Genomic DNA, 12,277 nt, shown 5'->3' with positions numbered 1-12,277 from the left:
GCAGACCAAAATGTGGGAGGGGGCAAGCCCCCTCCCACATTGGTTTGGTTACAACCCCAGCAACGACAGCATGATAAACGTCGCAAACAACACAAAATGGGTCATCCCTTCGATGGCATTCGTTTCGCCATCGTTGAGGTTGATCGCACTGACAACCAGCGTGATCAACACCATCACGGTTTGCACCGGCGTCATCGCCATCTGGAACGGCTGGCCGGTGTAGAGCGCCATGGCCTCCATCACCGGCACTGTCAAAATCACCGTCGACAACGACGCACCGAGTGCGATGTTGACCACTGACTGCATGCGGTTGGCCAAGGCTGCGCGCAAGGCCGTCAGAATTTCCGGCGCCGCCGAAATAGCCGCAACCACAATCGCCGTGATCACCGGCGGTGCACCCGTGCCTTCCAGGCCCAGGTCGAGGGTCTTGGACATCACCTCGGCCAGTGCGCCGATCACAATCACGCCAAACACCAAGGTGCCAATGGAGAAAGCCAAACTGATCGGCGGCTCCTGCTGTTCTTCCGGCTGTTTCTTGCGGCGTTTTTCCGGGTAGCTGTAGCTGAAGAAATAACTGTGTGGCCCCACCTGCATGCGCAAAAACAGGGTGTAAAGCAGCACCATCGCGCCGATGGTGAACGCCGAGTAAATTTTCCAGTCAGCCTGGGGGATAAATTCCGGCACCACCATCGACACGCCCATGGCCGTGAGGATCATCACGCTGTAGCTGCGTGCCGAGTCATCGTTGTAGGACTGTTCGCCATGTTTGATGCCGCCCATCAGCGCAGCCAGGCCGAGGATGCCGTTGATATCGAGCATCACTGCCGAATAAATCGTGTCGCGCACCAGCGTCGGTGAGGGTTCGTTGCTCATCATGATCGCCAGGATCACCACCTCCACCAACACCGCGGCGAGGGTCAGAATCATGGTGCCGTAAGGGTCACCGACCTTTTCCGCCAGTTGTTCAGCGTGGTGGGCAACGCGCATCGAAGCCACGACGATGAAGACGATCAGCGCCACGCCACTGAGTAACGCCACCATCTGCCCGCTGTGCAGCATCCAGTGCTCCAACGGGTAGGCGACGATGGCGGCAATCAGCGCCAGTAACATGTATTTTTCTTGCTTGAGGGATGTGAGCATTCCGGGCCTTTTCATGCAGCAAATCAGTCATTGATGGGGTACAGACTGCACCACGCCGCTAACGTTTCGTTACACCTTAGTTCACGTGGCCCTTGCGTGAAAAAAACCAATACTCTCCTGCTGGTCAGGTTTTGCCGATTATTTCGGCCATGGCCTGTAGAATGCCGCCATTGCACCTGATGAGAATTTAGAAAATGTACGATTGGCTCAACGCCCTGCCCAAGGCTGAATTGCACCTGCACCTGGAAGGCTCGCTGGAGCCTGAATTGCTGTTCGCACTGGCCGAACGCAACAAGATTGCACTGCCTTGGAACGACGTCGAAACCCTGCGCAAGGCTTACGCCTTCAACAATCTGCAAGAGTTTCTCGACCTGTATTACCAGGGCGCCGATGTGCTGCGCACCTCCCAGGATTTCTACGACCTGACCTGGGCCTACCTGCTGCGCTGCAAAGAACAGAACGTGATCCACACCGAACCCTTCTTCGACCCGCAAACCCACACCGACCGTGGCGTACCGTTCGAAGTCGTGCTCAACGGCATTGCCGCTGCGCTCAAAGATGGCGAGCAGCAACTGGGCATCACCAGCGGTTTGATCCTCAGCTTCCTGCGCCACCTGAGTGAAGCCGAAGCTGAAAAAACCCTCGACCAGGCGCTGCCATTTCGCGACGCATTTGTGGCCGTGGGCCTGGACAGCTCGGAAATGGGCCACCCGCCGAGCAAGTTCCAGCGCGTGTTCGACCGCGCCCGGCACGAAGGCTTCCTCACCGTAGCCCACGCCGGCGAAGAAGGCCCGCCCGAGTACATCTGGGAAGCCATCGACCTGCTGAAAATCCAGCGTATCGACCATGGCGTGCGCGCCATCGAAGACGAACGTTTGATGCAGCGGATCATCGACGAGCAAATCCCATTGACCGTGTGCCCGCTGTCCAATACCAAGCTGTGCGTGTTCGACGACATGGCCCAGCACAACATCCTCGACATGCTCGAGCGTGGCGTGAAAGTCACAGTGAACTCGGATGACCCGGCGTACTTCGGCGGCTATGTCACCGAGAACTTCCACGCGCTGTATACCTCGCTGGGCATGACCCAGGACCAGGCCAAACGCCTGGCGCAGAACAGCCTGGATGCGCGGCTCGTGAAGCCATAATCCGCGCTCACTGAAGGAACACGGACTAACGGTGGGAGCGGGCTTGCCCGCGAAGGCGATGTGTCAGTCACTACCTGTGTCGACTGAAACACCGTCTTCGCGGGCAAGCCCGCTCCCACATTGACCTCACTGGCGTTTAGACTTCGGTCAATTCTTCCAGCGTCTTGCCCTTCGTCTCCATCCCAAATACCCACACCACCAGCGCCGCCACGGCAAAACACAGCGCGCCCAAGGCAAACACCCCGCCCTGCCCCGTGATCGGAAACACCAGCCCCGTTACCAACGGCCCGAGCAACGAGCCCACCCGACCAATCGCCGAGGCAAACCCGGAACCGGTTGCCCGCGCCGAAGTGGGATACAGCTCTGGCGTGTAGGTGTACAGCACCGCCCACATGCCAAACAGGAAGAACTGCATCAACAGACCCGACGTAATCAGCAGCCCCACGTTGCCGCCAAACACTGCGCTTTGCCCATACACAAACGCCATCACGCCACCGCCCAGCAAAGTCACGACACACACCGGCTTGCGCCCCCAGCGCTCCACCAGCCAGGCGGCCATCAGAAACCCGGGAATCCCGCCCAGGGAAATGATCACCGTGTAGTACACCGACTGAGTGACCGCAAACCCCGACTGCTGCAACAACGCGCTCAACCAGGAGGTGAGCCCGTAGAAGCCGAGCAACGCAAAGAACCACACGCTCCAGATCATCATCGTGCGTTGCCGATACTGCGGCGACCACAGCTGCTGAAACGCCGAGAAAAACGTCCCCGGTACGCTCTCAACCCGTGGCAGGGCAATCGGCGCCGGCAAGTCGGCGCGCCCCAGCGAATCGCGCACTTTTTGCTCGATACCCTGCAACACCTTATCCGCCGCCGCGTGCCGACCGGCCTGCTCAAGCCAGCGCGGCGACTCCGGGATAAAAAACCGGATCGCCAGCACAAACACCGCTGGCACCGCCAACACCAAAAAAATGTCACGCCAACCAATCACCGGCAGCAAGAAATAAGACAGCACGCCCGCCGCCACAAAACCCAAGGGCCAGAAGCCATCCATCAGGGCGATGTAGCGCCCGCGCCCCTTGGCAGGAATCAGCTCAGAAAGCATCGACTGCGCAATCGGGAACTCCATGCCCATGCCGATCCCCAGCAAAATGCGAAACAGCGTCAGCGTTTCCACCGTCTGCGCCGTGGAGCACAGGTAGCTGGCGACGCCCCACAACACGATGCTCCACTGGAACACCGGTTTGCGTCCAAACCGGTCCGCCAACATTCCCGATAAAGATGCACCGACCACCATGCCGAAAAAACTCGAACTGGCCAGCAACCCGGCCTGGGCCGTACTGAGGCCGAACTCGGTTTTGATCGAACCCAACAGGAAAGTCATCATCGCCAGGTCCATGGAGTCGAAGAAAAACGCCAGCGCGATGATGATGAAGATGATTCGGTGGTAGCCGCTGATGGGCAACCGTTCCAGCCGTTCCGCTGCGCTATAGCCTTGCATGCCCATGCCGCACCCCCTGTATGAAAAATCCCCAACGCGAGTGTGCGGTATCGTTTTGCCTGGTTATTGCTGGATGCGACCTGACTGAAACTCTGAGCGACCATTGCCCTCCTGAGGCGCGGCCAGGCGGTTGATTTCCCCAAGCCCTATGTCGGAGAACTGCAGGGCGTGGGACTCGTTGACCACGCTGACCCAGCCCGATTGCAAAAACAGCTGCAACAGCCCCGCCCCCAATGCGCCCCCCAAGTGCGGTTGCTGCTGACTCCAGTCAAAACAATCGCACGCCAGGGGCGAGGCCAACGCGTGGGTAAAAATGCCCAGGCCTGCCAGGCACTGCGCGCCCTTGATGGTGACCTCGGTACGCTGTTCATGACGGTCGATCCAACCGGCCTGAAACATGCGTTGGTAAAGCCCCGCGCCCAGTTCTCCGCCCAGGTGGCCATGGCATAACCGGGCTCGCCGCAACGACGCCGGCGCCACCAGCGTCGGCGGCAGACCCTGCGGCGCACTGCGCACGGCGCTGGCCATGGTGGTACTGGCCAACGCGTCGATGGCAACGCTGACGTCGACGGCGGCGACACGAAACACGCGCTTGCCACGCTGGGCTTCAACCCGCAGCAAACCGCTTCCAGTCAGGCGCGACAAATGCGCGATCGCCGAAGCCGACGACAGCCCGGCAAGCCTCGCCAGTTCCTCTGACGATTTCGCCGATCCGTCCATCAAGGCCCAGAGCATGGCGGTGCGCTTGGGCTCGCAGAGCAAGCTGGCGATGTGACTGATGCAGGGTGCTTCTTCCATGTATTCACTCCTTGTTAAACCATTTGTCTGCTGCGGTTGGAACCAAAGTATAGGGGCGCAAACCGCCCGTTCCGCGGCGTCTGACAGCGCGGATAGGGACAGGATCTGAGTGAAATTTCTTGCTTTGATGGAGGCTATTGCTCGGTGCTCAATCGCTCCGGCCATTGCGCAGTCAATGTCGCACAGCGGGCCACGAGCATTTCCCGCAACAGGTTGATGGGCTTGCTCAATTGCGCGCGATGCGCGCACAGCAGGTTGAGCGGCGTGCGCTCACCGCGCAGCTCCGGCAGGATCACGCGCAAACGCCCGGCCAACACGTCGCTGCTCACATCCAGCCACGACTTGTAGGCGATACCGACACCCGCCACCGCCCAGCGCCGCACCACATCGGCGTCATCACTGAAGCGGTCGCCGCTCACCGTCAGGCTGACTTCACGCTTGCCGTCGTGAAAACCCCAGTGGTCGTGTACGCGGCTGCCGAGCATGTACAGCAGGCAATTGTGTTGCGCCAATTGCTCCAGATGCCGCGGCTCGCCATGGCGGGCGAGGTAGCTGGGCGCGGCACACAGCACACGCCTGTTGTCCGGGGCGATGGGCAGCGCGATCAGGCTGGAGTCTTCGGGCTCGCCGTAACGCAGGGCGATATCCACCGGCTGGCGGAACAGGTCGGCGATCCGGTCGCCCAACAGCAGGCGCACGGTGAGTTGCGGGTAGTCGCGCTGGAACTCATCGAGCCATGGCAACAGTTGGTTGCGCCCGAAATCCGACGGCGCCGACAGCTGCAGCACGCCGCTGACATGGTCCTGGCCGCTGGCCAACAAGCGCCGCCCTTCGTCCAGCGAACTCAAGGCTGCGCGGGCATATTCCAAAAAGCCTTCACCTTCGGCGGTCAACCGCAGGCTGCGGGTGGAGCGCGCCAGCAACCGCGCGCCCAGTTGCTGTTCGATGCGTTTGAGCGCCGCGCTGGCCACGGCCGGCGACAGGTCCATGACCCGCGCGGCAGCCGACAGACTGCCCAGGTCGGCCGCGCGTACAAACAACTGCAAATCATCAAAACGCAGCATGCATTACCGCCAATTATCAAAATTCTATTGAAACAGACTGCTGTTTTAGCGGGTTTTATCTTCACGGGAAATAGCCAATCATCTGCCCATCCCGTTCACCACGTGCCAGGAGTTGAATATGTCCACTGCCTTTAACGTCATCGCCACGCTGATCGCCAAACCCGGCCAACAGGCAACCCTGGAAACCCTGCTGCGCGGTCTGCTGGAACCGACCCGCCTGGAAGCCGGTTGCGAGCAATACGACCTGCACCAGGACCTGCAACATCCCGAGACCTTCTACATGCTCGAACGCTGGAGCGATGACGCAGCACTGGCCGACCACGACCAGAGCGCGCACATCCAGAACTTCCGCGCCAAGGCCGCTGACGTGATCGAACACTTCGAACTCAAGCGCCTGAAATTTCTTGCCTGATCACTGCCCTTTTTCCGGAGTCCCCATGAAAGCCATTGCCTACTACGCTGCACTGCCAATCACCGATCCAAACTCCCTGCAAGACATCGAGCTGCCGGAGCCGGTTGCCGGCCCGCGCGACCTGCTGGTGGAAGTCAAAGCCATCTCGGTCAACCCGGTGGACACCAAGGTGCGCCAGAACGTCGCCCCGGAAAACGGTGCCGCCAAGGTGCTGGGCTGGGACGTGGCGGGTGTGGTCAAGGCCGTTGGCAGCGAAGTAACCCTGTTCAAAGCCGGAGACAAAGTGTTCTACGCCGGCTCGCTGGTACGCCCGGGCGGCAACAGCGAACTGCACACCGTGGATGAGCGCATCGTCGGTCATATGCCCAAGAGCCTGGGGTTTGCCGACGCCGCCGCGCTGCCGCTGACCGCCATCACGGCCTGGGAGTTGCTGTTCGAACGCCTGCAAGTGCGTGAAGGCAAGGAAGATGAAGGCCAGAGCCTGCTGATCGTCGGCGCCGCCGGGGGTGTGGGTTCGATTCTGACCCAGTTGGCCAGCCAGCTCACCGCACTGAAAGTCATCGGCACCGCCTCGCGTCCGCAAACCCAGGAATGGGCCAAGGCGCTCGGCGCCGACCTGGTGATCGATCACAGCCAACCGCTGAGCGAAGCGCTGAAAAACGCCGGCCACCCACAGGTGACCCACGTCGCCAGCCTGACCCAGACCGATCATCACCTCGACCAGTTGGTAGAAGCGCTGGAGCCACAAGGCAAGTTGGCGTTGATCGACGATCCGAAGTCGCTGGATGTCAGCAAGCTCAAGCGCAAGAGCCTGTCGCTGCATTGGGAGTTCATGTACACGCGCTCGATGTTCGAGACGCCAGACATGATCGAACAGCACAACCTGCTCAACCGCGTGGCTGAACTGATCGACGCCGGCACCTTGAAAACCACGGTGGGCGAGCACTTCGGTGTGATCAATGCCCAGAACCTGCGCCGTGCGCACACGCTGCTGGAAAGCGGGAAGGCCAAGGGCAAGATCGTGTTGGAAGGGTTTTAAAACGGTCTGTCAGCGTCGTCCTTTATTCCTGTGAGTAATGGACGACGCCGCTAGTCAGAGAGTTGACCTTTGTCATATTTGTAAGCGCATTCGGGTTTATATTGGCCGCCTTTGCCACGATTCTTTTACGTGAGGAAGTCAGCAATGAAGATCCTGATAAGAGCGTTAGCAAAATCCCCAGGTAACAAATGGCAGGTCAGCCTCGACGGCGACGCGTTCACCTTCCGCAGTGAGGCCGAGGCCCGGGCCTTCGCCGACACCCTGCAAGCGCGCATCCAGGCGCCGCACCGCATTCCCCTCAGCCAGCAACGCTCCGCCGCTGGCTGATCCGCACCTCAGACCTGCGCTTGCGCGGCCCTCGCCCGTTGCAGGCGCTGGGTCGACATTGCAATCGTTACGGCCAATACACCGCACAAGCTGATGACCATCGCCATCGGCATCGCCGTGCCGTCGTGCAACACGCCGACCAGCGACGCCGCGCCCGCCGCCACACCAAACTGAATGCAGCCCAGCAACGCCGACGCGCTGCCGGCCCGTGCGCCCTGCCCGCTCATGGCGCAGGCCGAGGTGTTGGGCAAAATGCAGCCAAGGCTGGCGATGCAGATAAACAGCGGCACCAGCAACGGCCACAACGCTTCGGTGCGCAAGGCGGCAATGCCCAACAGCGACAACGCCGCTGCCACATACACCCATACCGTGCGCGACAACAAAAACGCCGGGCCGCGCTTGGCCAGCAACCGCGCATTGAGCTGCGCCACCAGGATAAAGCCGGCCGCGTTGGAGCCGAACAGCCAACCGTAATGCTCGGCAGGCACGCCGTAGAGTTTGATGAACACGAAGGGTGAGCCGGCGATGTAGGCAAACATCCCGGCAATCGAGATGCCGCCGGTCAGGGCGTAGCCCAGGTACACGCGGTCCGACAGCAGCGCGCCATAGCGGCGCAGCGAACCGGACAGCGGCTGGCGCGGCTGATGGGCCGGGAAGGTTTCCGGCAAGCCGACTGCCACGGCGATGGCTGCCATCACGCTGAATATCGACAGCGCCAGGAAAATCGACTGCCAGCCCCACAACCCGACCATCAAGCCACCCGCCAACGGCGCAAGGATCGGCGCCAGGCCGGTGACCAGCATCAGTTGCGAATAAACCTTGGCTGAGCCCACTGCATCACATTTGTCGCTGACCACCGCACGGGAAATCACCATGCCCGCACACCCGCCGAGGGCTTGCACGAAGCGTGCGCCGATCAGCCAGTCCAGGGACGGCGCATACGCGCAGGCAAAGGAAGCGATGGTAAACAGCGTCACGCCACTGAGCAGCGGCACGCGCCGGCCAAAGCGGTCGGCCAGAGGGCCGTAGATCAATTGGCCGATGGCCAGACCGGCGAAATACACCGCCAACGTCAGCTGGATATGTTTTTCGTCGGTGGCGAACGCCGTGGCCATTGCCGGAAAGCCCGGCAAGTAAAAGTCGATCGCCAACGGCGCGAAGGCGCTCAAGGCGCCCAGAATCAGGATTATGCGGAGGTTCATCAGACACCCAAGTGAGTCGGCAGCCCGACAGTCTAGCCGCGCTTGGGTGCCATGAACATTACGTTAGCTCGCTAACTATCAGAAAAATTACGCGAGCTTGGCGCTGTAGCCTTCTTCGGTGATCAGCTCGATAACCTGCTCGGCGGACAAGCGACTTTCCACACCGACTTCCTTCGCCGCCAGGTTGACGTTGACGCTCGCCGCAGGATCCTGGCTCTGCACCGCCTGGGTCACCGCCCGAACGCAATGGCCGCAGGTCATTCCTTCCACGTTGAATACTTGCATGACATGACTCCTTTGATGAGGTTGACGCCAGTCTCGACCTTGCCACGATGGCAAGGTCAAGTTTCAAAAACATCCGCCGGGCTGGTATTCAGCCGCCGCCTCGGCCAAGCTTCATCCATCTTGGATTTGAACCACGGAGCATTCGCCATGCGCTGGTCGTTTTTGGCCCTTATCGGCCTGTTGAGCTTGTCTGCCGCTGCGCCCATGGCCTTCGCCGACGAAGACTATGCGGTGCTGATCATCTCCCGCGAGCGCCTGGAAGTGCCGACCAGCTGCGAGATCGGCCTGTATATCCAGGACCAGTTGGCCGGGCGCCTGTTTCAGGAACAGGCCACGTCGTTCAACTTGCCGGCGGGTAACGTGTCGCTGCGCTTGAAACTGCTGCCGGGCCAAGCCCCTGGCTGCTTGCCGGGCATGCTCGCGCCGCCCGCGCAGAACATCACGCTGAAGGCCGGTGATGTGCGCAAGTTGCGTATTGCCCAAGGCCCGGACGGCATGTACCTGAAACCCGCCGCCCTCGAATACTGAACACCTGCCTTGCCGGCCTCAGGTCCTTGCGTGCGCGCCTGAATGGCGGCCGTCATCGCCGGCCAGCCAACCGCCTGAGGCAAATAGCCCCTTGACCTTCCCCACAGGTCAAGGTTGATCCTAGGGGCATCGTCTTCTGGAGGACTGCCCCATGAATGGATCCACCACGTTTGACCTGCCCATCAGCGGCATGACCTGTGCCAGCTGTGCCGGCCGTGTCGAGCGCGCGCTGGGCAAGGTGCCGGGCGTGCAACGTGTCAGCGTCAACCTGGCCAACGAACGCGCCCACGTCGAAGTGCTGGGCCAAATGGCCCCCGGCGTACTGATCGCCGCCGTCGACAAGGCCGGCTACACCGCCACCCTGGCGCAAAGCGAAACCGCCACCGACGCCAATCAAGCCCAACGCCTGCATCGCGAGCGTTGGTCGCTGCTGTTGGCGATCGTGCTGGCCCTGCCGCTGGTGCTGCCGATGCTGGTGCAGCCCTTCGGCCTGCACTGGATGCTGCCCGCCTGGGTGCAGTTCGCCCTGGCTACGCCGGTGCAATTCATCTTGGGGGCGCGCTTCTACAGCGCCGCATGGAAAGCCGTGCGTGCTGGCGCCGGCAACATGGACCTGCTGGTGGCCATCGGCACCAGCGCCGGCTATGGCCTGAGCATCTATGAATGGCTCACCACGCCCGCCGGCAACATGCCGCACCTGTATTTCGAAGCCTCGGCCGTGGTAATCGCGCTGGTGCTGCTCGGTAAATACCTGGAAAGCCGCGCCAAGCGCCAGACCGCCAGCGCCATCCGCGCCCTCGAAGCCTTGCGCCCGGAGCGGGCGATTCGCGTGCTGGACGGCCGCGAAGAAGACGTCGCCATCAGCGCGTTGAAGCTCGGCGACCGGGTGCTGGTCAAACCCGGCGAGCGCTTCCCGGTGGACGGTGAAGTGATGGAGGGCCAGAGCCATGCCGACGAGGCCTTGATCAGCGGCGAGAGCCTGCCGGTGCCGAAACAGCCCGGCGATAAGGTCACCGGCGGCGCCATCAACGGTGAAGGTCGGTTGCTGGTGCGTACCCAGGCGCTGGGTGCCGAAAGCGTGCTGGCACGCATCATTCGTCTGGTGGAAGACGCCCAGGCGGCGAAGGCACCGATCCAGAAACTGGTGGATAAGGTCAGCCAGGTGTTTGTGCCCGCCGTGCTGGTACTGGCGCTGATCACCCTGGTGGGCTGGTGGCTCTACGGCGCGCCGCTGGAAACCGCGATCATCAATGCCGTAGCGGTGCTGGTGATTGCGTGCCCGTGTGCGCTGGGCCTGGCCACGCCGACCGCGATCATGGCCGGCACCGGCGTCGCCGCGCGCTATGGCATCCTGATCAAAGACGCCGAGGCCCTGGAACGCGCCCATGCAGTCAGCGCCGTGGTGTTTGACAAGACCGGCACCCTCACCTCCGGCGCGCCGAAAATTGCACATTTGGCGGCGGTGGATGGCAATGAGTCGCTGCTGCTGCAACACGCCGGCGCACTGCAGCGCGGCAGCGAGCACCCGCTGGCCAAAGCCGTGCTGGATGCCTGCAACGCACAAGGCTTGAACGTGCCAGATGTGACTGCCAGCCAGGCGCTGAGCGGGCGCGGTATTGCGGGCACTCTCGATGGCCGACAACTGGCGTTGGGCAATCGCCGGATGCTGGAAGAAAACGGCTTGAGCGCGGGTGACCTTGCAGCGTCCGCCAGCGCGTGGGAAGCCCAAGGGCGCACGTTGTCCTGGTTGATCGAACAAGGCGCGCAACCGCGCGTACTGGGCCTGTTCGCCTTTGGCGATACGCTCAAGCCCGGCGCACTGGAGGCCGTGGAACACCTCAGGGCCCAGCACATCAGCAGCCACTTGCTCACCGGCGACAACCGCGGCAGCGCCCGTGTGGTGGCCGAGGCACTGGGCATCGACGATGTACACGCCGAAGTACTCCCGGCCGACAAAGCCGCCATCGTCGCGCAGCTGAAAAAAACCGGCGCAGTGGCGATGGTCGGCGACGGCATCAACGACGCCCCGGCCCTGGCGGCCGCCGATATCGGCATCGCCATGGGCGGCGGCACCGACGTGGCGATGCACGCGGCGGGCATTACCTTGATGCGCGGCGACCCGCGCCTGGTGCCCGCCGCGCTGGAGATCAGCCGCAAGACCTACGCAAAAATCCGCCAGAACCTGTTCTGGGCCTTTGTGTATAACTTGATCGGCATCCCACTGGCGGCATTCGGTTTGCTCAACCCGGTGTTGGCGGGCGCGGCCATGGCCCTGTCCAGCGTCAGTGTGGTGAGCAATGCGTTACTGTTAAAAACCTGGAAGCCCAAGGATTTGGAGGATCAACGCCCATGAACATCGGCCAAGCCGCCCGTCAGAGCGGGCTGAGCGCAAAGATGATTCGTTACTACGAATCCATCGGCCTGCTCAAAGCCGCCCACCGCACCGACAGCGGTTACCGCGTGTACGGCAGCGATGACTTGCACACACTGGCGTTTATCAAACGCTCGCGGGACCTGGGGTTTTCGTTGGAGGAAGTCGGCAAGCTGCTGACCTTGTGGCAAGACCGGCAGCGCGCCAGCGCCGATGTGAAAGCCTTGGCGCGCGAGCATATCGAGGCGCTGAACCAGAAGATTCTGGAGCTTGGGCAACTGCGCGATACGTTGCAGGACCTGGTGGAGCACTGCCAGGGCGATCACCGGCCCGATTGCCCGATTCTCAAGGAGTTGGCGTCGGGTAGCTGTTGCGCCGGCTAAGACCTGCATAAAACGACTGTGGGAGCTGGCTTGCCTGCGATGCAGACACCTCGGTGTATCAATAACACTGAAGTGATGC

Annotated in this window: 13 protein-coding genes; 7 read left to right on the top strand and 6 right to left on the bottom strand. The window is 61.8% G+C overall.

The genetic code is table 11. The annotated features are described in order from the left end of the window. Positions 1-48: 48 nt before the first annotated feature. Positions 49-1,140, bottom strand: coding sequence for a calcium:proton antiporter (locus tag AB5I78_RS03810; RefSeq protein WP_145160376.1), 1,092 nt, complete (start codon positions 1,138-1,140; stop codon positions 49-51). A gap of 194 nt (positions 1,141-1,334) precedes the next feature. Here AB5I78_RS03810 and AB5I78_RS03805 point away from each other — a divergent pair, with 194 nt between their 5' ends. After that, positions 1,335-2,288 (top strand): adenosine deaminase, encoded by a 954-nt coding sequence (locus AB5I78_RS03805; protein WP_119737737.1) that lies wholly within the window; start codon positions 1,335-1,337, stop codon positions 2,286-2,288. 136 nt (positions 2,289-2,424) lie between these two features. Here the strand turns inward: AB5I78_RS03805 and AB5I78_RS03800 are convergent, their stop codons facing one another. The 3 genes from AB5I78_RS03800 to AB5I78_RS03790 form a co-directional block, all read right to left on the bottom strand. Further along, on the bottom strand, positions 2,425-3,795 hold the full coding sequence (locus AB5I78_RS03800; RefSeq protein ID WP_369301496.1) for an MFS transporter: 1,371 nt from the start codon (positions 3,793-3,795) through the stop codon (positions 2,425-2,427). A 57-nt stretch (positions 3,796-3,852) separates the two neighbouring features. Then, positions 3,853-4,587, bottom strand: a complete 735-nt coding sequence (locus AB5I78_RS03795; RefSeq protein WP_369301497.1) for an ArsR/SmtB family transcription factor — start codon at positions 4,585-4,587, stop codon at positions 3,853-3,855. 134 nt (positions 4,588-4,721) lie between these two features. Next, entirely contained in the window at positions 4,722-5,651 is a 930-nt protein-coding gene (locus AB5I78_RS03790) for a LysR family transcriptional regulator (RefSeq protein ID WP_262208981.1), read from the bottom strand. Between the two features lie 118 nt (positions 5,652-5,769). Between AB5I78_RS03790 and AB5I78_RS03785 the strand changes: the two genes are divergently transcribed. From AB5I78_RS03785 to AB5I78_RS03775, 3 genes are all read left to right on the top strand, one after another. Further along, the gene (locus AB5I78_RS03785) at positions 5,770-6,063 is read left to right on the top strand and encodes a putative quinol monooxygenase (RefSeq protein ID WP_242199116.1); all 294 of its coding nucleotides are present in this window, start codon (positions 5,770-5,772) and stop codon (positions 6,061-6,063) included. A gap of 25 nt (positions 6,064-6,088) precedes the next feature. Beyond that, positions 6,089-7,102, top strand: a complete 1,014-nt coding sequence (locus AB5I78_RS03780) for a zinc-binding alcohol dehydrogenase family protein (RefSeq protein ID WP_145160365.1) — start codon at positions 6,089-6,091, stop codon at positions 7,100-7,102. 144 nt (positions 7,103-7,246) lie between these two features. Further along, complete coding sequence (locus AB5I78_RS03775) at positions 7,247-7,429, top strand: hypothetical protein (protein WP_017134711.1); 183 nt, start codon at positions 7,247-7,249, stop codon at positions 7,427-7,429. Between the two features lie 8 nt (positions 7,430-7,437). Here the strand turns inward: AB5I78_RS03775 and AB5I78_RS03770 are convergent, their stop codons facing one another. Both AB5I78_RS03770 and AB5I78_RS03765 read right to left on the bottom strand, forming a co-directional pair. Continuing rightward, on the bottom strand, positions 7,438-8,631 hold the full coding sequence (locus AB5I78_RS03770) for a multidrug effflux MFS transporter (protein WP_369301498.1): 1,194 nt from the start codon (positions 8,629-8,631) through the stop codon (positions 7,438-7,440). An 87-nt stretch (positions 8,632-8,718) separates the two neighbouring features. After that, positions 8,719-8,916, bottom strand: a complete 198-nt coding sequence (locus AB5I78_RS03765) for a heavy-metal-associated domain-containing protein (RefSeq protein WP_369301499.1) — start codon at positions 8,914-8,916, stop codon at positions 8,719-8,721. 147 nt (positions 8,917-9,063) lie between these two features. Here AB5I78_RS03765 and AB5I78_RS03760 point away from each other — a divergent pair, with 147 nt between their 5' ends. From AB5I78_RS03760 to cueR, 3 genes are all read left to right on the top strand, one after another. Further along, positions 9,064-9,444 carry a hypothetical protein gene (locus tag AB5I78_RS03760; RefSeq protein ID WP_106577735.1) on the top strand — a complete coding sequence of 127 codons (381 nt, stop codon included), beginning with the start codon at positions 9,064-9,066 and terminating at the stop codon, positions 9,442-9,444. Positions 9,445-9,595: 151 nt separating this feature from the next. Continuing rightward, the gene (locus tag AB5I78_RS03755) at positions 9,596-11,797 is read left to right on the top strand and encodes a heavy metal translocating P-type ATPase (RefSeq protein WP_369301500.1); all 2,202 of its coding nucleotides are present in this window, start codon (positions 9,596-9,598) and stop codon (positions 11,795-11,797) included. After that, positions 11,794-12,198, top strand: coding sequence for a Cu(I)-responsive transcriptional regulator (gene cueR / locus AB5I78_RS03750; protein ID WP_262208973.1), 405 nt, complete (start codon positions 11,794-11,796; stop codon positions 12,196-12,198). The genes AB5I78_RS03755 and cueR overlap by 4 nt, the downstream gene beginning before the upstream one ends. Positions 12,199-12,277 lie beyond the last annotated feature (79 nt).

The sequence above is a fragment of the Pseudomonas sp. N2-3-1-14 genome, from assembly GCF_041228395.1.
Lineage (GTDB): Bacteria > Pseudomonadota > Gammaproteobacteria > Pseudomonadales > Pseudomonadaceae > Aquipseudomonas.
Note: the sequence above shows the minus strand (reverse complement) of the source record. Positions and strands in the feature narration are given on the sequence as shown.

Coding starts and splice junctions, on each gene's coding strand:
- AB5I78_RS03765 (WP_369301499.1), bottom strand. CDS start 8,916: ATGCAAGTATTCAACGTGGAAGGAATGACCTGCGGCCATTGCGTTCGG.
- AB5I78_RS03795 (WP_369301497.1), bottom strand. CDS start 4,587: ATGGAAGAAGCACCCTGCATCAGTCACATCGCCAGCTTGCTCTGCGAG.
- AB5I78_RS03755 (WP_369301500.1), top strand. CDS start 9,596: ATGAATGGATCCACCACGTTTGACCTGCCCATCAGCGGCATGACCTGT.
- AB5I78_RS03790 (WP_262208981.1), bottom strand. CDS start 5,651: ATGCTGCGTTTTGATGATTTGCAGTTGTTTGTACGCGCGGCCGACCTG.
- AB5I78_RS03775 (WP_017134711.1), top strand. CDS start 7,247: ATGAAGATCCTGATAAGAGCGTTAGCAAAATCCCCAGGTAACAAATGG.
- AB5I78_RS03805 (WP_119737737.1), top strand. CDS start 1,335: ATGTACGATTGGCTCAACGCCCTGCCCAAGGCTGAATTGCACCTGCAC.
- AB5I78_RS03800 (WP_369301496.1), bottom strand. CDS start 3,795: ATGGGCATGCAAGGCTATAGCGCAGCGGAACGGCTGGAACGGTTGCCC.
- AB5I78_RS03780 (WP_145160365.1), top strand. CDS start 6,089: ATGAAAGCCATTGCCTACTACGCTGCACTGCCAATCACCGATCCAAAC.
- AB5I78_RS03770 (WP_369301498.1), bottom strand. CDS start 8,631: ATGAACCTCCGCATAATCCTGATTCTGGGCGCCTTGAGCGCCTTCGCG.
- AB5I78_RS03810 (WP_145160376.1), bottom strand. CDS start 1,140: ATGCTCACATCCCTCAAGCAAGAAAAATACATGTTACTGGCGCTGATT.
- AB5I78_RS03785 (WP_242199116.1), top strand. CDS start 5,770: ATGTCCACTGCCTTTAACGTCATCGCCACGCTGATCGCCAAACCCGGC.
- AB5I78_RS03760 (WP_106577735.1), top strand. CDS start 9,064: ATGCGCTGGTCGTTTTTGGCCCTTATCGGCCTGTTGAGCTTGTCTGCC.
- cueR (WP_262208973.1), top strand. CDS start 11,794: ATGAACATCGGCCAAGCCGCCCGTCAGAGCGGGCTGAGCGCAAAGATG.